This is a genomic window from Crateriforma spongiae, from assembly GCF_012290005.1.
In the GTDB taxonomy this organism is placed as follows: Bacteria; Planctomycetota; Planctomycetia; order Pirellulales; family Pirellulaceae; genus Crateriforma; species Crateriforma spongiae.
Window position 1 is genome coordinate 412760 of record NZ_JAAXMS010000004.1, and the last position, 25575, is coordinate 438334.

At 60.7% G+C, this 25575-nt stretch carries 19 protein-coding genes; 11 read left to right on the forward strand and 8 right to left on the reverse strand.

The window, feature by feature from the left end:
* Positions 1–275: 275 nt before the first annotated feature.
* The 4 genes from HFP54_RS13010 (at position 276) to HFP54_RS13025 (ending at position 3997) form a co-directional block, all read left to right on the forward strand.
* A complete protein-coding gene (locus tag HFP54_RS13010; protein WP_168565448.1) occupies positions 276–2207 on the forward strand; it encodes an ExeA family protein in 1932 nt (643 codons plus the stop codon).
* Complete coding sequence (locus HFP54_RS13015; RefSeq protein WP_168565449.1) at positions 2207–2632, forward strand: hypothetical protein; 426 nt, start codon at positions 2207–2209, stop codon at positions 2630–2632. Before HFP54_RS13010 ends, HFP54_RS13015 begins: the two co-directional genes overlap by 1 nt.
* Positions 2633–2667: 35 nt before the next feature.
* On the forward strand, positions 2668–3420 hold the full coding sequence (locus HFP54_RS13020) for a polyprenol monophosphomannose synthase (RefSeq protein WP_168565450.1): 753 nt from the start codon (positions 2668–2670) through the stop codon (positions 3418–3420).
* Between the two features lie 187 nt (positions 3421–3607).
* Positions 3608–3997: a hypothetical protein gene (locus tag HFP54_RS13025; RefSeq protein ID WP_168565451.1), complete on the forward strand. Its 390-nt coding sequence runs from the start codon at positions 3608–3610 to the stop codon at positions 3995–3997.
* 311 nt (positions 3998–4308) lie between these two features.
* Here HFP54_RS13025 and HFP54_RS13030 read toward each other — a convergent pair whose 3' ends face one another.
* Positions 4309–6075: a Y-family DNA polymerase gene (locus HFP54_RS13030; protein WP_168565452.1), complete on the reverse strand. Its 1767-nt coding sequence runs from the start codon at positions 6073–6075 to the stop codon at positions 4309–4311.
* Positions 5996–7207 (reverse strand): ImuA family protein, encoded by a 1212-nt coding sequence (locus tag HFP54_RS13035; RefSeq protein ID WP_168565453.1) that lies wholly within the window; start codon positions 7205–7207, stop codon positions 5996–5998. Before HFP54_RS13035 ends, HFP54_RS13030 begins: the two co-directional genes overlap by 80 nt.
* 140 nt (positions 7208–7347) lie before the next feature.
* On the opposite strand from HFP54_RS13035, the gene HFP54_RS13040 reads away from it, so the two are divergent.
* The gene (locus HFP54_RS13040; protein WP_146413790.1) at positions 7348–7698 is read left to right on the forward strand and encodes a LapA family protein; all 351 of its coding nucleotides are present in this window, start codon (positions 7348–7350) and stop codon (positions 7696–7698) included.
* Here the strand turns inward: HFP54_RS13040 and HFP54_RS13045 are convergent.
* Entirely contained in the window at positions 7683–8159 is a 477-nt protein-coding gene (locus HFP54_RS13045) for a hypothetical protein (protein WP_146413789.1), read from the reverse strand. The two genes, HFP54_RS13040 and HFP54_RS13045, sit on opposite strands and share 16 nt — an antisense overlap.
* A 304-nt stretch (positions 8160–8463) precedes the next feature.
* Here HFP54_RS13045 and HFP54_RS13050 point away from each other — a divergent pair, with 304 nt between their 5' ends.
* Positions 8464–9321 carry a hypothetical protein gene (locus HFP54_RS13050; protein ID WP_168565454.1) on the forward strand — a complete coding sequence of 286 codons (858 nt, stop codon included), beginning with the start codon at positions 8464–8466 and terminating at the stop codon, positions 9319–9321.
* 59 nt (positions 9322–9380) lie between these two features.
* Here the strand turns inward: HFP54_RS13050 and HFP54_RS13055 are convergent, their stop codons facing one another.
* Both HFP54_RS13055 and eboE read right to left on the reverse strand, forming a co-directional pair.
* Positions 9381–10100 carry a pyridoxine 5'-phosphate synthase gene (locus tag HFP54_RS13055; protein WP_168565455.1) on the reverse strand — a complete coding sequence of 240 codons (720 nt, stop codon included), beginning with the start codon at positions 10098–10100 and terminating at the stop codon, positions 9381–9383.
* On the reverse strand, positions 10097–11287 hold the full coding sequence (gene eboE / locus HFP54_RS13060) for a metabolite traffic protein EboE (RefSeq protein ID WP_168565456.1): 1191 nt from the start codon (positions 11285–11287) through the stop codon (positions 10097–10099). The genes HFP54_RS13055 and eboE overlap by 4 nt, the downstream gene beginning before the upstream one ends.
* A 274-nt stretch (positions 11288–11561) precedes the next feature.
* Between eboE and HFP54_RS13065 the strand changes: the two genes are divergently transcribed.
* The 5 genes from HFP54_RS13065 to HFP54_RS13085 all read left to right on the forward strand — a co-directional run bounded on the left by HFP54_RS13065 (position 11562) and on the right by HFP54_RS13085 (position 17218).
* Positions 11562–13976 (forward strand): M1 family metallopeptidase, encoded by a 2415-nt coding sequence (locus tag HFP54_RS13065; RefSeq protein ID WP_168565457.1) that lies wholly within the window; start codon positions 11562–11564, stop codon positions 13974–13976.
* A gap of 9 nt (positions 13977–13985) precedes the next feature.
* Positions 13986–14558 (forward strand): DUF6702 family protein, encoded by a 573-nt coding sequence (locus HFP54_RS13070; RefSeq protein WP_168565458.1) that lies wholly within the window; start codon positions 13986–13988, stop codon positions 14556–14558.
* 138 nt (positions 14559–14696) lie between these two features.
* Entirely contained in the window at positions 14697–15932 is a 1236-nt protein-coding gene (locus HFP54_RS13075; RefSeq protein WP_168565459.1) for a competence/damage-inducible protein A, read from the forward strand.
* Positions 15933–16044: 112 nt separating this feature from the next.
* The gene (locus HFP54_RS13080; protein WP_168565460.1) at positions 16045–16626 is read left to right on the forward strand and encodes a hypothetical protein; all 582 of its coding nucleotides are present in this window, start codon (positions 16045–16047) and stop codon (positions 16624–16626) included.
* A 100-nt stretch (positions 16627–16726) separates the two neighbouring features.
* A complete protein-coding gene (locus tag HFP54_RS13085) occupies positions 16727–17218 on the forward strand; it encodes an FxsA family protein (RefSeq protein WP_168565461.1) in 492 nt (163 codons plus the stop codon).
* Between the two features lie 228 nt (positions 17219–17446).
* Here HFP54_RS13085 and HFP54_RS13090 read toward each other — a convergent pair whose 3' ends face one another.
* From HFP54_RS13090 to HFP54_RS13100, 3 genes are all read right to left on the reverse strand, one after another.
* Positions 17447–21799, reverse strand: coding sequence for a beta strand repeat-containing protein (locus tag HFP54_RS13090; RefSeq protein ID WP_168565462.1), 4353 nt, complete (start codon positions 21797–21799; stop codon positions 17447–17449).
* Positions 21800–22040: 241 nt separating this feature from the next.
* On the reverse strand, positions 22041–23594 hold the full coding sequence (locus HFP54_RS13095; RefSeq protein ID WP_168565463.1) for a BBP7 family outer membrane beta-barrel protein: 1554 nt from the start codon (positions 23592–23594) through the stop codon (positions 22041–22043).
* Positions 23595–24454: 860 nt separating this feature from the next.
* Positions 24455–25447, reverse strand: a complete 993-nt coding sequence (locus HFP54_RS13100; RefSeq protein ID WP_390657368.1) for a sigma-54 interaction domain-containing protein — start codon at positions 25445–25447, stop codon at positions 24455–24457.
* Positions 25448–25575 lie beyond the last annotated feature (128 nt).

Genomic DNA, 25575 nt, shown 5'->3' on the forward strand with positions numbered 1-25575 from the left:
CGTTCGGATCTGCCCGGATTCGTTCGCCGCCTGGACGCTTGTACGCCGAATCGTCCGACCACGGCAGCCGCGAAATCGCGCCAAGCGAAAAATCCTGGCGAATCGTCAAACTTGACGTGACTTGCATTTCAGTTCGTCGGTGAAACGATCCGAAATGAATCGATAACCGTCTGTGGACGGCTGATGGGCGGCGACGGGACACCCGATCGATCCGACGCCAATGGCCGCCGATCACGTCAACATCCTCCACTACATTTTGATTGGTTGACATAACGATGCGATCTCCCGAAGCGAATCGAAATCCGATGTTTCGCGTGCCGCCTTTCCCGGCATTCCCCAGCGTGGATCGATACATTCCCGTCGGGACGCTCCGCGATTCGCTGAACCGCGTCGTCCGCAGCATTGATGCCCGCGAAGCCCTGTCGTTGGTGATCGGGCCGCCCGGAACGGGCAAATCGCTGTTGATCCAATTGGTCGCCAAGCACTTTTTCGGATCGCGGACGGTGGTCCAGTTGGGTGACGCCGGGCTGCAAAGTCCCGAAGCCTTTTTCCGTCACGTGTTGCACGCTCTTGGCGTCGACCTGAATTCGCTGCACGCCGGCGATTTGCACTTGGCATTGGTCGACCACGTCAAGCAGAACGCCGCCGTCGGACACGGGTTGCTGTTGCTGATCGACGAAGCCCAATCGTTGTGCACCGACGTCTTGGAATCCATTCGCATGGCGACCAACATCATGGTTGCCGGCCAACCGCGTGTTTGTGCCGTGCTATCGGGCGGGCCTCGCCTGGATGAAACCTTGGCGACTCCGTCGTTGGACGCACTGTCCCAGCGTGTTGCCACCCGGTGCTATCTGCATCCGTTCAACGGCGAGGAAACTCGCGAATACATCGAACAAGCGATCCGCAGCTGTGGCGGCCAGCCGGAACAGACCGTTACACCGGAGGCGATTGCGGCGGTGCATCACGCCGGTGCGGGGATTCCGCGGCTGGTCAACCAGTTGATGACCCAGGCGATCGATTGCGCCGAAAGTCTGGGCGAAACCCTGATCTCCGATCGTATCATCGATCACGCCTGGGCCACGCTGCAGCAATTGCCCAGCCCGATCATGGAAGAACCATCGATGTCGGCCGGCGACCGCGCCGATCAAACGGTTTCCAGCAATGTCGAATTCGGCGCTCTTAGCGATCTGGGCGCCCACGACGGGATGATCGAAACGCCCAACGTTCAACCGCAAGCGGAAGCCGCTTCGCCCTGCGGTGCCCCGGAATGTGGCGACGGCGTTTGCCGCAGCCAGCCGTGCCGCAACGAATCCGATGTCACCGACGCCGAATCGTCGTTGGAACTGGAGCTTGAATTAGATCTAGATCCGGAACCGATCGAATCCGGCACCAAGGACGATCTGCCGGCCGAAGCCAACTGTGGTTCGGACTGTGACACCGCTTGTGAATCCAGCTGTGACATTGTTAACACATCGTCGATCGTTTCCGGCAACGTCGTTGTGCAGGATCCCTACGGCGACGAAGTCTTCAGCACCAACGGCGGCGTTGTGAACGTGGTCGGATCGTGTGATATCGATCTGTCCGGCGATGCGGAGGTCGGCCAAGACGATGAATCAACGGACATCCAACCGATGATGTCCGAACCGGTCGCGGCCGACCCCACGCCCGAGCAATCCGAATTGTTCGGCGACTTTGAAGAGGAAGAAGAATTGGCCGTCGGTGTGGCCCGTCGCGATGCGGAATCGGCCGAAGCCGCCGCCACGTCGGATGATTTGGAATCGTCCCTGCAAATGGAAGTCAGCGAAATAGCGGACGAGGCCCAGGCGGCCGCCGATCGCCAGGACGATGACATGGTCGAAGAAACGATCGACGTCCAAAGCATGGATGCCGGATTGCGAATCAATGCACCGGAGGTCGTGTTGTGCGAAGACGACTTGGTGGACTCTGGCAACGACCAGGTCGCCCCGCTGTCGCTGCATGAACCCGCGGCGACCGGAGCCGAGTCGCCTGTCGCTTGGTTCGACGAAGACGAAGCGGGCAACGTGACCAGCCGTGATGACAGCGACATCTTGGTCGTCGAAGAAGACGTTCCCACGGAGGTTCCGACCGCGGCGGCACCGGTCACTCTGGCTGCGGAAACGAAGAAAGACGAACCCGTTGCGGTCGACTTCCAGGCGATGCTGGCCAAGATGCGAGGAAACGGCTGATGGACTTGGCCCCGCTGGCTGAGCATCTGTTGTGCGTCGTGCGGGAAACGGAATCGACGCCCACGCTGGTCGTTCCCGATTCGGTTCGCCTGCGACGCGCGTTCTTTGCGGCGTTGGCCGAACAAGTCGCACGCTGTGCCGACGGCCTGGATCGCGATGGCGGACCGAGCCGGACGACGCGATTGCGTATCGACGCCCTGTTGCCGGTTTCCACGGGGTGGCGGGATCGTTGGATGACGATGCTGCGACGCGATCCGTCAGCGTCATCCGAATCGACCGTCGACTGGTCCATTGAGCGACCGTTGATGATCGGTCGTCAAGGCGGCATTCATGGCGAAATCGTCGTGGGCTATGCTCAAGCGGGTACGGAATTTCCCGCCTGGGTGACGCCGGTCCCACTGTGCGATCGACCTCGGGCGGCTTAGACGCGACCCGCCGTTGCACGTGAAAGACGTTTGCTTTGCCCAGTTCTGATTCACCGGCACCCACGCCGCCGCCGGGGCGAGTGCTGATTGCGATTTGCACCTACAACGAAGCCGGCAATGTCGTCGCGATGTTGCGTGGGCTGCGCGAATCGATGCCCGACGCGGATTTGTTGGTCGTCGACGACGGGTCGCCCGATGGGACGGCGGAATTGGCCCAAGACTGGTCGGCAAAAAACGGCCGCGCCGAAGTCATCGTGCGTCATGACCAGCGGGGACTCGGGGGGGCGATCCGGCGCGCGGTGCAGACAGCGGTCGATCAGGGCTACGATTTCTTTCTGAATCTGGATGCGGACCTGAGCCATGATCCGGCGGAATTGCCGCGGTTGTTGCAGCGGGCTTTGCAAGACGACCGGCCTGATGTCGTCGTGGGGTCGCGATACATCCGTGGCGGTTCGATCGTCGGCTGGCCGGTGCGCCGCAAAGTGCTCAGCCGGATGGTCAACACGTTTGCGGTCCATTGGCTGCGATTGCCCGTCAGCGATTGCAGCGGGTCGATGCGTTGCTATCGCGTCGACGCCTTATCGCGGTTGGATTTGGACGGCCTGCGGAATAACGGCTATGCGTTGTTGGAGGAGTTGTTGGTGCGTCTGCGTCAACAAGGGGCAGGCATGGCGGAGGTCCCGATCTGCTTCACCGAGCGGCAAGTCGGCGAGAGCAAGCTGACGATCGGTGAAGCGGTTTCGTCGGCCCTTTCCATCGTCAAACTCTCGCGTTCGCCCAGCAGCTGAGCGTTTTTTCGGGCTCTCTGGATGGCCGATACGGCGGGTGGCAACGGTTGTGCGGCCGACGCGTCCGGGAAAGCCCCCACAGAATGCCAGATTCGCCGAGGATTTTGCCGTTTTCCCCGACGTCCCTGACATAGCTTTCAACTGGGCAATGGGTCTTGTTGGGATTGAGGGCACAGGCGATACGCCGATGTATATTCCGTTTGAATTGATCGACCGCGGCATGGTCTCGTCGGACCAGTTGGTCCAAGCGCTGCGTCACCAAGTGGCACTGCGAAAGCCGGTGGGCCAGTTGGCGGTCGATAATCAGATGATGCGGATGGGCGAGGTCTTTGACGTCCTGGCGCAGCAACGTGATTTGGCCCAGTCCAGCGACACCCGGCTGCCTTTCGGACGCGTGGCGATCCAGATGGGATATCTGAATCGGGCTCAACTGGGTGAATTGATGCTGCAGCAATTGGATCAGACTCCCGGTGTGGATGAAGTCTTGGTCGACGAAGGCGTCTTGGACGCGGAAGTGCTGGTCGGGCCTCGCAGGGCCAGGCCGGACAGCAACGACGTTTCCGGACAATCTGCCTAGCAATCCCGCCGCTTTGGTCGGTCTCTGGTCCGGAAAGACACGGTCCGAGGAAACCTCGCTTTTCGGGCGGTGGGGCGATGGTCTGCCAGGCGAACCCGTGGCCGGCGTGGCGACGTTGGAAAGCCCAGCAGAATATTTTTCGCATTTCGATGCGGGGATTGCGGCGGGAGCACGCGAATACCCTCGGAGACTGTGTTCAGGGTTGCGAAACGGCTGTTTGAAAGCTTGGTTTTGTCGCGGTTCTGAACACGCAGACGCTCTGTGTTCTCGTTTCGCCCAGCTCATTCGTGACGTCAGAACGACGGTACGGATCAGCTAAAGATGCCGTGAAGCCACCATTTGTGTGTGTCTTTGGGGGGATCGGCGGTCAGATCACGATAGACCCACCACCACTGACCCCGATTCGTTTCGACGCGAAAGTAATCGCGGCGGACGCACGGGCCGGCCCACCAGCCGGTCTCGATCCGCTCGGGGCCCCAACTACGGATGACCGCATGATGCTGGCCGGCGTATTGAAATCCGCGGGGAATCCCGCCCGGTCCGATGGCCGTTTGGTGTTCAGCCAGACGTGCGTTGGCGTGATGCCACGGCCCCGTGTCCGATTCTTCCTTACCCAGGTCGGCGCTGCTGGACAAATTGTCACACTTGGCATTCGGATGGCATTTCTGGGCGACCAAAACGTGTGGTGTAACGAATAGTTCCAACGGCCGACGCATGATTTCGTCGGTGTGGGGCAAGAATGAGGATCGGGTTTGATGGCCATCTTTCGACCGCGACGATGCGGACGACTTTTCCGCTTGGGCGAACCAGCGGGCGGATCGTCCGGCCAGCGGGAATTCTTCGAAGGCTTTTTCGGGCAGGGCATCCCGAGTCAGGCGGGCTCCGCAAACGTTTTCGCGACCCAGGCGGTTGGACAGCGAATCGATCAGCCGTGCGACGGTGCTGCCGCCGCAAGAGTCATCTCCATGCCGGAACAGGTCTTGCTGTCGTGTCGCCATCATCTGGGTGTGGGGAACCGAGACGGTGACGCGATGGACCGGTGCCGGCAAGCCTTGGGATTCGATCGATTGTTGCACCAGAGTCAACCAGTGACCGGTGTCCAGCGTCGGCGCAAATAAGCCAACATCCACAGTCAGCGGCGGGTGGACTGAAAGGTCCAGGCGACATGTCACGTGTAGTGCCCCACACAATCGTGTCGCCAAGCCCGCCCTGACTTTTTCCATCAAGCGGCCGATCCGGTCCACCAGGATCGCCATGTCTTCGGTCGGGTATTCCAGCGGCATCGATTCGCTGTCGCACACGGGACGATGGGCGACCGGGAAATGTTCTTCGACGTCGCCGACCAGTTGGGCCAAGCGGTCGGCGACGTGCTGACCCAACCGTGTGGCCAGCCCGCCTCGGGGCAACGCCAACGTTTGGCCGATCGTGTCCACGCCCAGACGCCGCAGCATCGTCACCGTCTCCGGTGCAATCCTTAGTCCCGATGTCGGCAGGTCGCGGACCGCGTCGACGGTCAATCCGATGGGAACGATTCGGGTTCGTCCGGGCCCGTGATTGGCCACCGCCCAGGCGGCACCGATCGTGTCGGCGATCGCGATCCGGCCGGACAAGTTCAACGAAGCCAAGATTTGGTCGCTGGCGGCGATCACGTCGGATTCACCACCGAACAAGTGCGTCACACCATGCAGGTCGCCGATCAGCGATTCGCGACAATGCAGCGATCGCCCCGCCCAGCGGAAACGGTCCAACACTTCGGTGCCGATCATCGGCGTCAAACGACTTCGGAATCGTTCGACCAACTGGTCCATCGCCCCTGCGTCGGCGTGCCGGTCATGTTCGATCAGCTGATACGAATCCGGCGCGCCGGAACGTTGCAGCCAATCGGTCGCCTGGGCCACCGACATGCCCAATCGCACGCCCTCGGCGGCCGCGCGCCGGCAACACGCCACGACCACACGGCCGCGACGAGGATCGTTTTGCCACAGAACCGTCGGGGGGTCAGCCGACGTCGCGCCGCGGCGCATCCGCAGTCTTTGGATCGGCCAGTCGGGAAGCCAGACGCATAGCAGCCTTTTCATGCAGCGGTTCCGAATGAACTTGGATGCGGTATCGGTGATCGATCGACAGCAAAACGCTGCGTCCGGTCATGCCGCCTTTGCAGCGGTCCAGCGTGATCTGAAACAAACGCTGTTGTCGACGGGCGGGGCCGCGCAGACCATCCGATGGTCGTTGCGAACGACGTGTTGCACCGGAGTTTGGGAGCGTCAAGTGTGACGTTTCGCGATGTCGGTGGGATCGTGCTTCATCGCGCCGGGGCAACGTCAGCGGACGGCTGGCGACGTGAAATCGCGTGTCGGCAAAACTGGGGCGGCCCCGTGATGTCGAACCCCGCAGCAACAAGCCCGGGGTGCGTCCCGTTTCGGCCGCCAACTGAAACCGCCGCGCGTCACGGTCGTCCAGTCGCCGGGGTGCCCAGGCGATCACCAGACCCACGCAACCGCTGCGTAACAACTGGTCGGTCGCCCAAATCGTGTCGGCATCCGATTCGGTTCGGCACCACAACAGCCCCGCCGGATCGATCCCGAACCCGGTCAAGGCAGGCGGATAAAAATGACCGTGCGGGTCGACCACGGCCAAGCGTCCCGGCCCGGCGGGGATGGGGCGTCGGTCGGGAAGGAAATCGTTTCGCAGATAGCCCGCCGCGGCGACCATCGCCAACGTCAGCGCGCCGCCAGAGGGTACCGAACTGATCCATTCGGTGATCCCGTCGGTTCGCAATCCGCCACGGGGCAGCCAAGCGTCCACGGCGTCACAGCCGGTCGAAAACGTGGGGGCTTGGGAGACCTTTGGATGGCAAGACTTTGCCGTCGGGCCGACGTGATTCGGGTCGGTCGTGTCGGCCGCCTCCGCTTCGCCGGCGGTGTGGCCCCCGATCATCTTGGACAACCGGCCCAGCAATGCCTGCCGATCCTCGGACCCTGTTTCCGCATGCTCTGTTTCCGTGTGCCCGATTTCCGAACGGCGATCCGGACGGGCGACCGAATCAGGGGCTGAAGCGGCGACCGAATCAGGGGCGTCGACGGGGCAAGCAACCGCTGGTGGTGCCAGAAAAGAACCCGAATCTGCGCCCCGATTGTCCGATCGATCCGCCTGAACCGTGCCGGCCGGTCGCGTTTGAGCGGCAAAGTCGAAAAGCTGTTGAGTCGCCATCGGGTGGATTCTCGATGTACGTTGGTGGCAAAGGATGACGGACGACGGCTGTCGAGACGGCTAAGGGGACGCCGAAAGCTATGCTAGCAATTCGGTGTAACCGCGTACAGTAATTTCATTCATCGGCGTGAGGAAATCGCGTGCTGCAAAAAATCCGCTGGTTCTTTTTGTTGGCGGCCATCGTGCTGTTGGTGATCGTGGCGTTTCAAAACAGCACGCCGGTCGATTTGGCTTTGTTGACCTATCGCGGCACGCATTCGCTGACGCTGATGTTGTTGGCCACGACGGCGTCGGGATTCTTGTTGGGGGCGTTGGCGACGCTTTGGCACCAGCGTGGCCGACGCAAACGAAAAGAGGCTCGGCAACGGGCCGGCAAAGCGGCCAAAGCCGAAAAACGTCGTCGAAAAGCGGAAGAAAAGGCATCCACAGCTGCGGCGCCCGGTCCATCGGGCGGTGGCAGCGGTCAAGGCGACACTCACCCGTTGCTGTGAACCGTGTCCCCCGCAAGGATCGCTTCGGATTCCGCCAGACGGGCGGCATGACGTGCACGACGCTGGGCGACCATCTGGTGGCGTCGCAGGACGATTTGGGCCAAGTCGCCGATGCGGTTGACGTGATTCTTGGGGGCTCGTTCCAGCTGCTGGCGTCCTTGGTGGATCGCCATCGCTAGTTCTTTCAGCGACGGACGGTCGCCGCTGGTGGGCGGAGCGGTGTGAAACTTTTCGCGTTCTTCATAAACCGCCCCGTCGACATGATCGGCGGGGTTCGCGGCGGTCGGCGACGTCTCGGGCAACAGCGTCGAAAACCGAACCGACGGCCGGACAACGGGGACGGGACTGGCCGAAACGGGGTTGGCCGGAACAGGACTGGCGGCGGCATCGGTGTGTCCGGCAACGCTTGGGCCGCCGGTGACGTTCGCAAAGCCAAAGTCGAACAGTGAAAGCTGGGTCATCGATCGGGTCTCCGAAAGAACTGGAAAATCGCCTCCGGTGGTGTCACCACCACGGCGTTCGCATTCTTCGAAGACCCCGTGACACGTCTGGTCACGACCGGAACCATCGGCCCAGAAATTCCTTTCGCCAAAACCCCTACAGCCGACCCAATGGGCCATCCCCGGCCACCAATCTTTGACTCCAACACGACTTCGGACCGGCGTTTCGGCCCGCGGCAACTAGGCTCGCATCGTCTTTATCCGACGGCGTGTACCGACCCGGCCGTGGTCAACCGACGGTGATTCTTTCAACGACAGACACAGCATGAGCGACGCGGCCTTTCCCTATTCATCCACCGAAGCCCGGCGGTCGGAATCCGACCACAATTGGCCGATCCGTTTGGCGGCGGTTTTGACGTGGGTGGCGTCGGCGGCGCTGGCCGTTCTGGCGGTCTATCCGATCGCGTTGATCGCCATCGGGATCGGCCAGTTGTGGGAAAAGCCTCCGGTGGCGACACCGTTGATTTGGATTTTCATGCTGATCCCGGCCGGCTGGTTGACCTTGCGGATCAAGCGTTGGTTGGCGCCGGCGTTTTATGGCCCGATCCATGATTGGTTGCCGGAGCAGATGTTTTTCGGCCCGGCCATCAACGACGTGCTGAACTGTCACCGCACGATTCTGGTGGCCGCTTCGTCGATGATCCTGATCAGCGAAATCATGACGGCATGGCTGGAACGGCAAGGCATCGATCTGACCTGGATGAGTGCCTCCGTTGCCGGCACCGCAATCACGATCGCCTTCTTGGTCGCCATTGGAATTTGGGTGTCCGGTTCGCGTTTGTTCAAGGCCACGCGAGGCCGACACATTCGCCGCCGGCACAGCCACCGTCCCGACGGTTTGTCGATCATCGATTTCACCCCGGCCTGGGACAACGATCGAACAAGGATGTTGTCCGAATGCCGTGGCAGCCGCGATCTGGCGCGAGCCCATTTCACGCTGACGTTGGCGACGACCGCAGCGTTTGCGATCGCCGGGCTACTGGCGACTCAGTTTGCCGGTCGATCTTGGGCGGCCGAAGTGACCGTGTTCTTGGCCATCGCCGGTATCTTGGGGCTGTGGCCCACGTCCACGCGTTTTGCGTTCTGGTGCCGCCGCGTCGTCGGCGTCTCGCTGGACGACTGATGCTCTGCTGACGCTTGATCGGCGGGCATCGGCATTGCCATCCCGCACGGCCTGTGTCGCTAGACGAACAAGTCCAGGATGCGTCGCATTTCGGCCACCGCGTCCTTCATCCCGACCATCACGGCGCGGCTGACAATCGAATGGCCGATGTTCAATTCGTGGATGTTCTTCAGCGCCGCGACGGGGCGCACGTTTTGATAATTCAACCCGTGACCGGCGTGCAGCTGCATCCCAGCCGTTGCGGCGACGTCGCCTGCTTTGGCCAAGCGACCAAGTTCTTCGTCCAGCTTCGCACCCTTTGCCAGCGCGTAAGGACCGGTGTGCAGTTCCACCGAGTCGGCCCCCAAGGCGGCGGCCGCTTCGACTTGGGCGACGTCGGGATCGATAAACAGACTGACGCTGATTCCCGCGTCCTTCAGCCGGGTGATTGCTTCGCCGATCCGTGACGTGTCACCGGTACAGTTCAGTCCGCCTTCGGTGGTCACTTCTTCGCGACTTTCGGGCACCAGCAACCCGCAATCGGGCTTCCACTGACAGGCGATCGCGACGACCTCCGGCGCACAGGCCAATTCAAAATTGGTTTTGACCGTCACCGTCCGCATCAGCATTTCGACATCGCGTTCCTGGATGTGCCGGCGGTCTTCACGCAAATGGAAAGTGATCGCATCGGCCCCGCCCTGTTCGGCCAAAGCCGCGGCGATCACGGGATCGGGTTCATAGGTCCGGCGTGCTTGGCGGACCGTTGCGATATGGTCGACGTTGATGCCCAGATGGATCATTGATCTTGTTGCCTTTTCAGCCATTCAATTTCGCTTGCGATGTCTTCGGACAACCCGCGACGACGCATCGATTCGGGCAGCACCGTCCAGGCGTAGGTTTCGATTTCCAAGTGCCCGGTAAAGTCCAACGAGCCCTGAAGGTTGTCCAGGGTTCGCAGCGCCACGCCCACTTCGTCGTGCGTCGTGGAAAGATGGCGGAATCGTTCCAGAAAGATGGGAACATGAAAGTGAATCACCCATCGCTGGTCACCGGCAACGGGATCGCCGTCGGTGGGCAGGCCGTCCAACAAACCGGGCAAATCTTCGACCAGTTCAAAGCTGCCGTCAGATTTCTTGCGTCCGGTTTGGTGCAAGTAGCGGTCTTCGGCAAAGTCACGCAATTGATCGATCGCTTCATGGCGTCGACCGGTCGCCATGCTTTCCCAGTCGGCCAGGATCGCGCTACTGACTTGGACTTTGCCGACGCCGATCCCCGCAGTCGCCAAACGTGACAGCACGTCACGTTGGTCTTCCATCATCACGGCGCTGTGGCAAACGTCGTGACATACGGTGATGTAACGCCGGTGCGATTCGTCCGGCAATTCCTTTTCGAAAAACGCCAGACAATCCCCGACGGTGTCCAGGTAACACCCGGGTTCCGGTTCGATCGCCAGCACGATGCGACGTCCACTGGTCGATTCCAGTTTTTCCAGCGAATCCGCCATCGCCCGCAGATTCGCCCCCGCCCTGTGGATCTTTTCATCACCCGGGGATTTGCCCCAACCGATCGGCAGGGTGCTGATCGATCCCACGGTTTGTGATTCGTCCAGAATGACCGCCAGGATGGCTGCCAACCGCCGCGTGTATTCCAGCCGTGCGTCGTCCCACCAGGCCGGTGAATAGACGTCATGCTTGACGACGTCCTGGTGAAAGTTGGAAAACGGGAACCCGTTGATCGTGAAGGCCGCCAGACGTCGGGAACGCAGAAATTCGGCAAACTCTGCCGCGCCGCCGTCGATCAATTCCTTCGACGCGTCGTTGGGGATCCAAAGTCCGACGCCCAGCGATTGACCGCCGACCAAGTCTCGAACCGGCAGCGAGTATCGAATCAGATTCTCGCGGATCGATTCCAGATCGGTGCCGGCGTGGACATTGGTGCAATAACCGATCGTCGTCGCGTGACTGTGAATGGCCGTGTTCCTGTGCATGGGGTGGGATTGTACGGATTCGGGGACGCGATTGTATGGCCCGCCGACGGCCCGGCGTAGGCCCGGTTGGGATCCCCTCGGCCACCCGAATCGGATGCACTTTCTGGTGGGTTTCAAAGGGTCCCCGCGATTTGTTTCGTTCTTCGGTTGACTATGATGCAATCGCGTCGGACCGTCGCCCTGTCTGGACCGGCCGTCCTGTTGCCCGATGGGCCACCCGCCGAGTTTCCCTGCCCTGACGCGTTTCCTCCGCCGAAAACGATTGCGATCCTTCATGCCCGCACACCGAATCACGATTTGCGCGTTGGCCCTGGTCTTCGGCTTCCCTGGTCTGGGCGACCGCTTCGGCCGGCGACCGGCAACCGCCCAAGGGATCCAAAACGCCAAGCACGTTGATCCGCTGGACCGGTTCGCCCAGATCGATGCTCGGTTGCCCACACCGGGGCCGACGCGAACTGCCAGCGGAGCGCCCGGCCCGGCCTATTGGCAGCAACGTGTCGACTATCAAATCGATGCAACGCTGAATGACGACGATCAATCGATCCGTGGCACTTGCCGGATTGCCTATCACAATCATTCGCCACACCCGCTGCGGTACTTGTGGCTGCAATTGGACCAGAATCGTTTCCACCCCGATTCGGCGGCCGTGATGACCCAGACGGCCCCCAGTTTCGGATCACGAATGTCGTTCGGCGCGATGCGTGGCTTGCTGGCCAAGCAAGTCTTTGACGGCGGGTTCAAGATCGATGCGGTTCGCAATGACGAACAAGAAGACCTGCCGCACACGATCGTTGACACGATGATGCGTGTGGATCTGCCCGACGACTTGATGCCCGGTCAATCGATCCGCTTCAGCGTCGAATACCACTACAACATCATCGAAACCAAAGTCATCGGGGGTCGCGGCGGCTATGAGTCGTTTGATGACGGAAACCGGATCTATGAAATCGCCCAGTGGTACCCGCGTCTGACCGCGTATACCGATTACTGCGGATGGCAGCACAAACAGTTTTTAGGACGCGGCGAATTCACGTTGGAACTGGGGGATTACCGGGTCCGCTTGACCGTGCCCGACGACATGGTGGTTGCGGCGACCGGCACGCTGCAAAATCCTGATCAGGTTTACCAGCCGGCTTGGAAGAAACGTCTGAAACAGGCCACAAAGTCGGACAAGCCGGTTTTTATCGTGACGCCCGACGAAGCTGCCGCCAACGAATCGGCGGACCCGTCGAAGAATCTGCACACGTGGGTCTTCCACGCCGACAACGTCCGTGACTTTGCGTTCGCCGCCAGTCGCAAATTCATTTGGGACGCCATGCAAACCGTTTCCGGTGATCAATCGGTGATGGCGATGTCGTTCTATCCCAACGAAGCCGAACCGTTGTGGAGCCAGTACAGCACCGAAGCAATCGTCCACACCTTGGACGTCTATGGCCGTTATGCGTTTCACTATCCCTATCCCACCGCGATCAGTGTCAACGGCCCGGTGTATGGGATGGAGTACCCGATGATCTGTTTCAACGGGCCGCGGCCGGAAAAGGATGGGACGTACAGCAAAGCCACCAAGTATGGTTTGATCAGCGTCATCATCCATGAAGTCGGCCACAACTTTTTCCCCATGATCGTCAACAGCGACGAACGGCAATGGACGTGGATGGACGAAGGACTGAACACGTTCCTGCAGTATCTGACCGAACAGGAATGGGAAGAAGACTATCCGTCGCGTCGCGGCGAGCCGGAAAAGATCACCGGATACATGAAGGGCGGCAATCAACGCGCCATCATGACGGGCAGCGAAGAAATCTTGCAATTCGGCGCTAACGCCTACGCCAAGCCGGCGACGGCCCTGAACATCTTGCGGGAAACCATCCTGGGACGCGAACTGTTCGATTTTGCGTTTCGTGAATACTGTCGACGCTGGCGTTTCAAACGGCCCACGCCCGCGGATTTCTTTCGCACGATGGAAGACGCCTCGGCGACCGATCTGGATTGGTTCTGGCACGGTTGGTTCTACACGACCGATCACGTGGACATCGCCATCACCGATCTGCAGCTGTACACGATCGATGACGGGGACCCCGATGACGCGGCCGATCGGCGGCGTGATGAAAAGGCCGAAAAGGAACTCACGCTCAGTGAAGAACGCAACGCCGGTCTGCGACGTCGCATCGATTGGCAACCGGGACTGAAGGACTACTACAACAGCCCTGACTATGACCCCGACGGTGTCGACGAAGACCAACGCAAAGCCTTTCATAAAATGATCGAAGGCTTGGATGACCGTCAGCGGGCGATGCTGCGCAGCAAATCCAACTTTTATGTCGCCACGTTTGAAAACGTCGGCGGGCTGGTCATGCCGATCATCGTGCGGCTGTATTTTGATGATGGTTCCAATGAAAAGGTGACGATCCCTGCACAGATCTGGCGGGCCAACAGCCGTAAAGTGCGAAAGCTGTTCATCACTGAAAAAAGCATCCTGCGGATCGAAGTCGACCCGCAACGGCAAACCGCCGACGTCGATCTGTCGAACAACCATTTCCCGCCCCGTGTGGTGCCGTCTCGCTTTCAGCTGTACAAGTCGAAATCATCCGGTAAGAACCCGATGCAAAAGGCGGGGCTTGGCAAAAAGGAATCCGACAAGCCCAAGCCGGAGGACGCCAAGGAAAAACAGGATGATGCATCGGAGTGAGGCAACGTGATGGAGACGGTGATGTTGATGCCCGCGTACGCTTTGTTCGGTCTGCTTTTTCTGCATCCGGTCCACGCGACCGAGGCGGAAGTGGAGTTCAATGCGAAATCCAACCGTTTGGAAGTCGCTTTGCGATTGGACGTGTTGGACGCGGAACTGATCGATAAAATCGCGTCACGAATTTCCGTTCCCGACGCCAAACCCGAGCCGACGGCGGGGCGCGATGGAAATGATGAAACCCTGTCGTTGCCGACACGACAACGGCTTGTCTATCTGGCACGAAATTTCGGTATCGGTGCCGAGCCGACCGGTGATGCGGCCGGACGATACCACTGGGTCGGCGAAGAACCCGACGGGGCCTATGTGTGGTGGTATTTCGAAATCGAAATCGACGTGAACGGTGACGCTTCGCCGCCGGGTGACGCAGACGGACGACGGTCAGGGGCGCCGGATCGCCTGCGGTGCACGTTGCTTCGCGACCATGATTCGCGGTACGTCCACCGGGTACGTCTGCTAGGCACCACGCCGCCGGTGACGCTACAGTTCGATGCCAGAAACACCGTGCGACCGGCTACCTGGTGAATCGATCCAGGTGGCTGTTGTGAATGGCGGGCGTGGGCTTCCGGCGGCTGGCGTAGGTCCCGTTCGTCTTGGCGTCACCATCGCACAGGTTTCCCACCACTTCACTGGTCCCCCACCCATCCACTGGCCCGGCGCAGCATGAGTCACCTAAACGCGGAAGTCATCTCCATCGGCGACGAAATGACCAGTGGGGCTCGTCTGGATACCAACGCGCAATGGATCAGTCGCCGATTGGGCGAATTGGGCGTCACCGTCGATTTTCACACCACCGTCGGCGACAGTTTGCAAGACAACATTGACGTCTTTGCAGCAGCGGTTCAGCGTGCCGATACGATCGTTTGCACCGGAGGCCTGGGGCCGACGCAGGACGATCTGACACGTCAGGCGATGGCGGACTTGGTCGGCCAGCCGCTGGAGCTGCGGGAATCGTCGCTTCAGCATATCGAGTCGATGTTCGCCCGGCGTGGACGCGAGATGCCGCAGCGAAATCGTTTGCAAGCGATGTTTCCGCCGTCGGCCGATGAAATCGTCAATCCCCAAGGCACCGCACCGGGCGTCGATCTGGCGGTGGACCGCGAAGGACGGATTCCGTCACGGATCTTTGCCTTGCCCGGCGTGCCGGCCGAAATGAAAACCATGTTCGACCAGACGGTGGCCCCAAGGATCGCGGCGATGGCCGGTGGCGACACCGTCATCCGTCATCACGTGATGCGGTTTTTCGGCACCGGCGAAAGTGACATGGAACAACAGCTGGGGGACATGATCGCCCGCGATCGTCAACCTCGGGTCGGCATCACGGTTTCGGCGGCGACGATTTCGCTGCGGATCACAGCGACCGGCAGCTCGCAAGAACAGTGTGACGAAGCGATCCGGGAAACCGAAGCGGAGATCATGCGTCGTGTCGGCCACTACTATTTTGGCAGCGGTGAAAACTTTGAACAACATCATGCGGTCGACCAGATGTTGCGGTCGACGGGGCAATCGTTGCTGGTGATCGAATTCGGTTTCGCTGCGCCGCTGGGGGACTGGTTTGCGGCGCTCGGCGAAACACCGGCCTATCGTGGCGGATTATCACTGGCGGTGACCGACGACGTGATCAAATTGGCCGAAGGCGACGACTGGGTGGCTTCGGCGCGGACGCTGGCTCATCGTTTTGGTGCGACGCATGTTTTGGCGGTTGATCGATACCCGTCTTTGGAACTGCATGACGACCGGCCTTTGCCGGCGGCCGATGTGCGGATCATCGTGCTGAGCGGTGAAGACGGTTATCAGGAAAAGATGGTGACCTTGGGCGGGCACCCTTCGATTGTTCAGCCGCGGTTCGCCAAAGCCGCGCTGGCTTTTTTGCGATCCACGCTTTCGGCGACATCATGACGCGGTGCGGGTATAGTGCGCTTCACGGCATCACCAATCTGCGTGTCACGGTTTTGCATGGTGCCGTGTGAACTGTTCGCTTTCGATCCATCTGCGGGGAACCAGACAGACGATGACTTTTCCTGATTCATTGCGTGCGCCGGAGTTGTTGTGTTCACCGGCCCTCACCGTGTCACCGATCCTGGCGGTATCGCTGACGGTGTGTTGTTGGGGTTTTTCATCGGCGTCGGCCCAAGAAGTCCGTCAAGCGGACGAATCGGCAATCACGCAGCCCGGGCAGGTCAGCACGCCGAGCCAAGGCGACGCCGCACCGACGGAACGAGAAACGAAATTGGCGGCCTATTTGAACCAATCACAATTCGTGGGTCGGTTCACTGTCGACGGGAAGCCTGATGCGTCACCCAAGCCGGAAGCCTACACGATCAGCCGCTGTGAAAAGCTGCCCGCCAAGGACATGTATCGTTTGACGGCGAAGATCACGTACGGCGACACCGATACCGAAGTCCCGCTGGATCTGAAGATCGTCTGGGCGGAAAACACGCCGGTCATCACGATCGATTCGATGTGGATTCCCGGCATGGGAACGTTTTCGTCGCGTGTGATGATTCACAAGGATCATTATGCGGGAACGTGGACGCACGACGACAAGGGCGGCCACTTATTCGGAACGATCCGCCAATTGGGCGACCAATGATGGGGTGGTCCCCCTGATTTTCGGTGCCGGCGGACCGATTGGTATGACACGTGCATCCTCTGCGTGACATCACCGACAACACCTGTCAATTTGGTGCACTATGTTTTTCAAACTGCTGGCCGCGTTCATCCTGGTTCCATTGATGGAGCTGTACTTGCTGCTCCAATTGGCGGAAGTGACCAGTGTGGGGCTGACGTTTTTGATCGTGTTGGTCACCGGGATTTTGGGCTCGATTCTGGCCCGCCGCGAAGGCGTCAATGCATGGCGTCGTTTTCGTTTGGCGATGGCCGAAGGCCGGATGCCGGGGACGGAAATCCAGGACGGCATGATGATCGCATTCGCCGCCGCCTTGTTGTTGACCCCCGGTTTGTTGACCGACGCGTTGGGATTCACGCTGTTGATTCCAGCCGGCCGAACGATGGTGCGTCAATTCATTGCGCGGCGTTACCGTGGCAGCGTTCAGTTTCAAGTGTTTCAAAGCGGCGGCGGACCTTCGGGGCCGGGACCCTTCGGCCAGGCCCCGCATCGCCAACCGCGGCGTCATGATGACTGTGACACGATCGACGCGACCTCGGTCGAACGCCGAGCTTAACCGCGACCGGAAACGGTTGGTTTGTGCGTCGTCGCGCGGGTATCTGGTCGGCGCATCAAAAAACGCTCGGTCTTTCCCCCCCAGAAAAGACCGAGCGTTCAACGCTTCCTTTCTCTCTATGCCGTTGGCTGGCTTGACGGTTTCGATCGTTGCAAATCGGTTGGCGACGAGGCCGTTTTACCACCGGCTCCGCGAAGCCGCGTCGCTACCGCTGCAATGTGAAACGCATCAAGTGCTGCTGGCAAGGAAGCGTCGTTTGGACAAGCCTTCCGGCGGCCGTTCCAGTTCGCCGAAGTTGAATCCTGGGACGATCGTGTCCGGATCCAGTGCGATGTCGGCAAAGACTTCGTCGGTGATCGTCGGGTTCAAGTTGTTGTCGGCGTCTTCGTCACCGTCCAGGAAGTCGGCCGGTTGTTCGGTTTCTTCCAACCGGTAGGTGCCTTGTGCCAGGCTGGCAAAAACGTATTCGCCGCTGGCATCGGTGGTCGCCGTGCGGCTGACCGAATTGCCCAGCGAATCGGTGCCCGTCAAAGCGATCGTGACGCCTTCGATTCCCGCTTCGCCCGTGTCGAACTGGCCGTTTTCGTTGGCGTCAACGTAGACGCGTCCGGACAATTCGCTGGTCACCGGATCGACGGACGTGACCGCCAGAGCACTGTTGTTGTTGGTGACCGTTTCGTTGGTCGTCGTCGATACCGCGACTTGGTTTTGCAAATCGCCACTGGCACCGCTGTCGATCGTAGCACGGATCGTAAAGGAGTAACTGCTACCTGATGCCAGGTCGCCGCCGTTGACGGTGATTTGGTTGCCGCTGGGCGTCAGAGATTCGCCGTTGGGTCCGCTGCCGCTGACGAAGGTCACGCCGGCGGGCAGGGTGTCGACCGCGGTGACGGCTTCGGCGATCGACGGGCCGCCGTTGGTCACCGTGACGGTCCACACCAATTCGCTGCCGACCTGTGCGTCAGCCAGATTAACCGTCTTGGTGACACTGACATCGACGATCGGTGTGACGGTGACGTTGGCATCGTCATCGTTATTGTTGGTGTCGGATTCGCCGGCGTCGGTGACGAAGCTGGCGTTGTTCGTCAGCGTTCCGTCGGCATCGTTGTCGACGCTGGCGGTGACGGTGAAGGTGCGTGTTTGACCGGGATCCAAGTCAAAGCTGCTGAAGACCACGCTGGTCGTCCCGTCGCCGTTGACCGTTGTGGTCGGGGTCACTGATGATCCGGCCGCGGTGGCCGAAACGAACGTCAGGCCGTCGGGCAACAAGTCCGTCAGGACCACGCCGGTTGCACGACTTGGGCTGGTCTCGGCACCTGCCGTGTCATGGAACACATCGATCTGGAACGTGACTTGGTTGCCGGGGTTCAAACTGGCGGTCCCCGAAACGGTCTTGTCGACGGTCAGGTCGAAGTCGGGCGTCAGCGTCGTGGTGACCGTGTTGCTGGTCACCGGATTGATATCGTCGGCGTCGACCACCGCATTGTTGACGATGTCGCCCGTCGCAGCCGCCGGGATTTCCGCACTGATCGTGAACGACCGTGTTTCGCCCGCGGGAATCGTGCCGAACGAGACGGTCGGCGTGCTGTCCGGGTTGGTGACCGTGAACGCTCCGGCGTCGACGGTGACCGTGGTGATTTGCCCGTTGACGTTCAATTCGTCGTTGATGTCGTCGGACACGACCACGTTGAAAGCATCCGAGGTGCCGTTGTTGGTGACTTCGATCGTCCAAACCAACGCGGGGTTGCCTGCGGTGATTTCACCGGGAACCAAAGTCGTTTCGTTGACCGCTTTGGTGATCGCCAAGTCGACGTCACGGCTGATCGTGACGCTTTCGGTGTCCGTGTTGTTGGCCGCAACGGTATCGGTGCTGGTGGTGGAAACGACCGCGGTATTGTCCAGCGTTCCGGTGGCCGCCGCGTCCAAGGTGACGTCAAAGCTGAACGTGACCGCGTTGGCCGCACCGGGTGACAGACTGCCGATGTCAAAGTTCAACAGCGTCGGGTCGGTTCCGTCTTGTGTGAATGTGATGCCGCTGCCGTTGTCGTTGAAGCTGGCGGCGACATAGGAAAGAAGGTCATCCAGGTCGTCGTCGACTTCCACGTTCTCAGCGATGCTGGGTCCATTGTTCTGAACCGTGATTGTGTACGTGAACGCGGATCCGCCGGCGACGGGCGTTTGCGTGCTGATCTGCTTGTCGATTTGCACATCGACTTCGCGGGTCACCGTGGTTTGTTCATCGTCGTCGTTGTCGTTGCCCGCAGGAATGGTGTTGGGCGTGGCGGTGACGGTCGCGGTATTGTTGATTGTCGTGCTGGCATCGATCGCGACATCCACGGTGATCGTCACGGTGGCCGATTCGCCCGGTGCCAGGTTGCCGATCGTGCCGCGGACCAGGGCGGCGTTGTTGCCGTCCGGGTTGGACTGGACCAAGTTGGCGTTGGTGCTGCCGTCGGGCAGGGTGACCAGACCACTGCTGAACGTCAGGCCGGTCGGCAACACGTCTTCGACTTGGACACCGTTGGCCGTGTCGGTCGTGCTGGTGTTGGTGACCGTGATTTCGTAGCTGAATTGACCGCCGGCGACGACAGGGTCGGTCAAATCGACTTTGGTGATCGTCAGCGGGGTGCTACGCAGATCCAGCGTCGCGGTGGAACTGTTGTTGTTGGGATCGATGTCCACTTGGTCGGCTGTATCGACGGTTGCCGTGTTGACGATATCGTCGGTTTGGTTGGCATCGATGTCGGCGACGATTTGGAAAGTAAAGCTTCCGCCGCTGGTGATGTCACCCAGGTCGATCGTGATGGTCGAACCGTTGACCGTGGCCGTGGCGGAACCTTCATTCGCCAAGCTGTTGAAAGTCAATCCGGCCGGGATGATGTCTTCCACTTCGACGTTGGTCGCCGTCAGCGGACCGTTGTTGGTCACCGCGATGTCGAACACCGCCTGATCGTCTTCGTCGTCGCCGCTAAGTGCCGCGTTGACGGTCTTGCTGATCGTCAGGTCCACCACCGGGATGACGCCAAAGTCCAGCGTCAGGTTGCGATTGCTGTTCAAACCGTCCGCGTCGCTGTCGTCCGCTTCGGTGGTCGGTTCGCTGTTGCTTTCCAGCGTGATCGTGCCGCTGACGATGCCGAACCCGGCAACCAACGAACCGTTATCGTCGTCGTCGGTGTTGTCATCGGGATCGGGGGCCGGATCGTTGCCCGTGCTGGTTTGGTGCCCGAACAGTGGCTCGGTCGCACCGAATTCGGCGTTCGGAATCACGACAACGTAGTGACCGGGATCCAGGTCGGTGAACAGGTAATCGCCGCCGGGGCCGGTTTGCACCGAATCGATCGGCGTGTCGGTGGCGGTGTTGATTGTTCCCCCGGCCGTGGCCACTTCGTACAATTCGACGACGACGTTTTCCACGCCCGCTTCGGTGCCCTGCTGGATGCCGTCGTTCTGTTCGCCTGCGTTGGGCCCGTTGTCGATAAAGACCGTTCCGCCCAGTTGAACCAGTTGAGTGTTCGACAGGTTTGCCGTGACCGGATCGGGACCACGTGATTCGACGACAGAAAAGAAGATGTCGTTGTCCGCCAGCGTGACTTCCGCTTGGGCGCGGACGGCCACGATGCTGTTGAAGTCGGCCGGTCCGGCGATTCCCGCATCACCGCTTTGGGCAAAGCTGGCAAAGTCAACGAACACCGATTGCAGCGTCGCGTTGACGGGAATGGTGATCGTGGCTTCGGACGCTTCGGTGGCCGACGAATAGACGATCAGCCGCAGTGTTTCATCTTGGTTTTCCGCACGAGCCAAGACTTCCAAACCGGTGTTGGTCGGTGCCGCTTCGCCCGCCGTTGCACCGGCCAAGGACTGCGTGGCGAAACCCGGTGGCAGGTTCAACCCGAACGCGCCGTCGGCACCGTCGTATTCGACGGTTCCGATCGCCGTCGCGCCGCCACCGGTCGACAGGCTTAACAGTTCCGTTCCCGTGTCGACTTGCAGGTTGGTGTTCCCGGCACCATTGGTGTGGATCAGCTGCATGTCCCGCTGGCCACCCAGTGCCGATCCGGCGGCGACCGATCCGGTCTGCGTCGCTCCGCCGGTGGCCGTCACCAATTGGTCCCCGGTGGTGAATTCGTCGATCGTGACGATGGTCTCACCGTCCGCGTTGTCTGCGGTGACGGTGACCAGGGTCGGATCGGGAGCGGTCAGGGTGCCGCTGGTCGCCTGGACGACGAAGTAGTCGCCGGCCGGCAAGTCGTTGAATTCATACTGGCCGGGATTGGGATCAGCAGCAGCGTCGGTGAAAACGGTCCCCTGCAACGTGTCCACGCCGCTGTCGAAGACGCCGTTTCCGTTGTCCAGGTACAGTTGGACTTGGACGTTTCCCAATCGCGGGTCGTCCCCGGTCAATCCGTCGCCGGTCTGGTCGGTGAAGGCCACGCCGACGATCTGGCCGATGTTGGCGGCCAGCACTTCACGTCGATCCAAACGCTCCAGCAGCATGCGTCGACGAGCCATTCGGCGGCGTCCGGTCGATCGGTCGCGGCGGTCCGAAGCGGTCAAACGATGGAACAATCGATGCAAGACCATGGGGATGATTCCGTATCAAAAACTGTGTCGCCTAGGTTCACGGCCGATCGGTGGCAGACCGGCCGCGGTAAAGACGCACGTTCAGCCGAAACGGCAACTGTCGTGCGCAAGTAGTGATGGGTATCGGGTCGGGCAATTCAGGCGATTGATTTGGGTCAGGCGATTGGTGCCTGTCAGGCAAAACCCGCTCGCCCAATCGCCACGGTCGGCATAACCGGCCGTTTCGATCCGAAAGGGTGGATCACCAGCGATATTCGCCGCCGACGCTGATGCCTTGTGCCCAGTAGTCGGTCGTGTCGAAGGCGAACGACGGTCGCAGAACGCCGGTGAATGGATCCGATTCGGGCGGCAACAACGCGGGGTTCAGGTCGGTATCGATGTGTTCACCGGGTCGCACCACGTTGGACCAGTAGATGAACGTGTAGCCGACGGTCAGTCGCAGGTTGTCCGTCAATTGGTATCCCAACTTGGCATTCAGTTCCGGGACGACCGCAAATTCGTCTTGCGTGTAGCTGCCGATGTTCGACCGCTGTGCCAGCAAGCCGCCTTGGAACGTTTGCGGCGTGGACGGCGTACCAGCCGGATCGGTGATCACACTGCTGCCGGCGATCGTGACGGTTTGACGGTTGGTTCCCAGTGCCAAACGTACACCGGTGTCCAGCGTCCAGTAGCCTCGGACCAATCGCTGGGTCCAACCCAGGTCGAATCCATTGAACTGGTTGCGGGTGGTGAACGAATCGGAGATCACAAACTGTTCACCAGCGGTGCCGGTCAGACGTTCTTGGATCGCAACGCTTTCGTCCAACTGCAGGCCGCGGTAGCCGAACAGGCCTTCGGTGCGACGACAAAAGTGTTGGGGACATCCACACAGGAAGCCGCCGGTGCAGCCTTCGTCGGCACAGCGCAGTCGCTTGAAATGAACGCCCCAGCCCTGGAATTCGCTGGTCGCGTCGACAGTGACCCGGCCGCTGACCACGCCGGGAAAGGCAACCAGTTCGCTGTCTTCCAGACCGGTCGCTGTGTTGAAGAACGGGCGTGCCAGAATGGGGCTGCCGTCGCTGCTGTTTTCGTATCGTGTGCTGATTTCGCCGACGTTGAACATGTCCGCGCCGATGCCCCACGTGTGGCAGTTGTCCAGCCAGATTCCGAACCCGATTCGCACGCCTTCGATTTCGCTGTCCAGGATTTCATCGTCGCCGAACAAAGTCGTATAGCCGGGCGAACCGATCACGCCAGCCTGGGGACGCGTGACGGTGGTCGTGTTGCTGCTGACCAGCGGCGGCAACGACATGCCGTCTTGGTACCAGCCCAGGTATTCGGCACTGAACCAGCCGTCTTGAGGCAAGCACAGGGTCAAACAGGGTCGCCAAGTGTTGTTGCCGATCAGTTCGCCGCAACCCGCCGGTCCGCAACTGTTGCAGCCCATCGAATCACAGGCGAAGCCGTCACAGCCGGCGTCGCCGCAACCGCAGCCGCCGGAAACCATCGCAGGGTCGCCCATGACGATCTCATGGTGGCCTTCATGGACCACGATTTGGCCGTCCATCGGGACCGCGCCGGCGTCGACGATCGGTGCCGGCATGATTTCTTCTTGAGCCGAAGCTTGACGGACCACCGAGACGCGAGCGGCATTGGACGCGGGCGTTGCCGAGCCGGTCGCCAGGTCAGGTGCCGAAGCGCCGCGAACAGGACGCCAGGAGGCGCGAGCCGCCGATTCGGTGCTCTGGCCGGGGCCTGCCGCCGCAGCGGAGTTGCCGTGAAACGTAAACCAGGCTTGGCATAACACCAAAGCCATCGTGAAACCGAGGTTGCCGCGAGAGAGAGTCACTGGCTTTCCCCATTAATTGAATTGGATCGGAAGGGGGGGCGTGACGCAATCAACAGCCGGTTCCCCGGCCGCCGATTCGTCGTTCACCAGCGATATCGACCAGAATGTGCAGCTTCATCGATTCAAATTCGGAAAAATCCGAAAAATCGTCAAAAGCCACCTAACCCGCAAAGTTTGACATCGGGCTAGATCCGAACCGGCGTCGGATTTTTATTCACCTTCACTCCGGGAGGGCGCGGTGGCGGGAAGAACCCTCCCCGGGATCTCGTTCCTCGATCCCGACCCTCCCGCGGGGCGGGAAGGTGAAGCCGAGGTAGGATTTCCTTCACCCTCCCTCCGGGAGGGTCGAGCCTAAGCGAGGGGAGGGCGCGAGCGCCGAAAAACCCTCCCCGGAATCTCGTCCCTCGATTCCGACCCTCCCGCGGAGCGGGAGGGTGAAGCCGAGTTAGGATATCCTTCACCCTCCCCCCGGGAGGGTCGAGCCAAAGCGAGGGGAGGGCGCGCTGGCAGAAGAACCCTCCCCGGGATCTCGTTCCTCGATCCCGACCCTCCCGCGGAGCGGGAGGGTGAAATCGAGTTAGGATTTCCTCCACCCTCCCTCCAGGAGGGTCGAGCCTAAGCGAGGGGAGGGCGCGGGCGCCGAAAAACCCTCCCCGGAATCTCGTCCCTCGATTCCGACCCTCCCGCGGAGCGGGAGGGTGAAGCCGAGTTAGGATTTCCTTCACCCTCCCTCCGGGAGGGTCGAGCCAAAGGGAGGGGAGGGCGCGGGCGCCGAAAAACCCTCCCCGGAATCTCGTCCCTTGATTCCGACCCGCAGCCACAGACGGCTATTCCCCGCCCAGCCCGAAATCCTTGATCTTCTTGTGCAGCGTATTGCGATTGATCCCCAACCGGGCCGCCGCCTTCGTTTGCACGCCGTCACATTGCTGCAAGACCTGAGCGATCAACGCTCGTTCGACCTGTTCGACGACTTGAGCGTGGACGTTCTGTGATTCCGAACCCGATTCGTTCAACCCACGTTCGACGTACTGGTCGGTCAATGATTGCCAGTCCACGGTTTCCGGCGGCTCGCCCGACATCGACTGGAACGCCGCCGGCTGGCTGACACAGAACGGCAACAGATCCACGGTCAGCTCATCCGTTTCGGCCATGACGACGGCGCGTTCGATGTAATTTTGCAGCTCGCGGACGTTCCCCGGCCAGTGATAATCCTGCATCGCTTCGATCACGCCGTCGCCGATGTGCGCGACATAACGGTCGTTGATCTCGTTGTAGTAGTCCAAGAAATACGACACCAACGCGGGGATGTCGTCGCGACGTTCACGCAGCGGCGGGATCACAATCGGCACCACATTCAGACGCCAATAAAGGTCTTCGCGAAACCGATCCTCGCGGACCTCTTTCATCAGGTCACGGTTGCTGGCTGCGACGACACGGACATCGGTGTGCAGCGTGCTGGTGGACCCCACACGTTCGAATTCCTTTTCTTGCAGCACCCGCAACAGCTTCACCTGCAATGTTCCGGTGGTGCTGTTGATTTCGTCCAAGAAGATCGTTCCGCCGCCGGCCGCTTCGAAACGTCCGGCGCGATTGGCCACCGCGCCGGTGAACGCGCCACGGACGTGGCCGAACAATTCGCTTTCGAGCAAACTTTCGCTCAGCGCGCCACAGTTGACCTTCACAAACGGGCCGCCACTGCGATGGCTCAGCACGTGAATCGCGTTAGCGATCAGTTCCTTGCCGACACCGGTTTCGCCCAGGATCAGCACCGACGCGTTGCTGCCCGCCACCCGACGGGTGATCCGATACACCTGCAGCATTCCGGCGGATCGACCGATGATTCCCGGCAAAAGCGGTTCATCGGGTCCGGTCGTCGAGCTGCCGATCAGCGACATGAATGGCGGGTGCGTTCAAACAGGACAACAACGATCACGCTTTACCGACATGA

What these genes read in the sequence shown, in the direction of transcription:
- HFP54_RS13010 (WP_168565448.1), top strand. Translation starts at nt 276, where the DNA reads ATGCGATCTCCCGAAGCGAATCGAAATCCGATGTTTCGCGTGCCGCCT.
- HFP54_RS13015 (WP_168565449.1), top strand. Translation starts at nt 2,207, where the DNA reads ATGGACTTGGCCCCGCTGGCTGAGCATCTGTTGTGCGTCGTGCGGGAA.
- HFP54_RS13025 (WP_168565451.1), top strand. Translation starts at nt 3,608, where the DNA reads ATGTATATTCCGTTTGAATTGATCGACCGCGGCATGGTCTCGTCGGAC.
- HFP54_RS13030 (WP_168565452.1), bottom strand. Translation starts at nt 6,075, where the DNA reads ATGAAAAGGCTGCTATGCGTCTGGCTTCCCGACTGGCCGATCCAAAGA.
- HFP54_RS13035 (WP_168565453.1), bottom strand. Translation starts at nt 7,207, where the DNA reads ATGGCGACTCAACAGCTTTTCGACTTTGCCGCTCAAACGCGACCGGCC.
- HFP54_RS13045 (WP_146413789.1), bottom strand. Translation starts at nt 8,159, where the DNA reads ATGACCCAGCTTTCACTGTTCGACTTTGGCTTTGCGAACGTCACCGGC.
- HFP54_RS13050 (WP_168565454.1), top strand. Translation starts at nt 8,464, where the DNA reads ATGAGCGACGCGGCCTTTCCCTATTCATCCACCGAAGCCCGGCGGTCG.
- HFP54_RS13055 (WP_168565455.1), bottom strand. Translation starts at nt 10,100, where the DNA reads ATGATCCATCTGGGCATCAACGTCGACCATATCGCAACGGTCCGCCAA.
- eboE (WP_168565456.1), bottom strand. Translation starts at nt 11,287, where the DNA reads ATGCACAGGAACACGGCCATTCACAGTCACGCGACGACGATCGGTTAT.
- HFP54_RS13065 (WP_168565457.1), top strand. Translation starts at nt 11,562, where the DNA reads ATGCCCGCACACCGAATCACGATTTGCGCGTTGGCCCTGGTCTTCGGC.
- HFP54_RS13070 (WP_168565458.1), top strand. Translation starts at nt 13,986, where the DNA reads ATGGAGACGGTGATGTTGATGCCCGCGTACGCTTTGTTCGGTCTGCTT.
- HFP54_RS13075 (WP_168565459.1), top strand. Translation starts at nt 14,697, where the DNA reads ATGAGTCACCTAAACGCGGAAGTCATCTCCATCGGCGACGAAATGACC.
- HFP54_RS13080 (WP_168565460.1), top strand. Translation starts at nt 16,045, where the DNA reads ATGACTTTTCCTGATTCATTGCGTGCGCCGGAGTTGTTGTGTTCACCG.
- HFP54_RS13085 (WP_168565461.1), top strand. Translation starts at nt 16,727, where the DNA reads ATGTTTTTCAAACTGCTGGCCGCGTTCATCCTGGTTCCATTGATGGAG.
- HFP54_RS13090 (WP_168565462.1), bottom strand. Translation starts at nt 21,799, where the DNA reads ATGGTCTTGCATCGATTGTTCCATCGTTTGACCGCTTCGGACCGCCGC.
- HFP54_RS13095 (WP_168565463.1), bottom strand. Translation starts at nt 23,594, where the DNA reads ATGGCTTTGGTGTTATGCCAAGCCTGGTTTACGTTTCACGGCAACTCC.
- HFP54_RS13100 (WP_390657368.1), bottom strand. Translation starts at nt 25,447, where the DNA reads ATGCTGCAGGTGTATCGGATCACCCGTCGGGTGGCGGGCAGCAACGCG.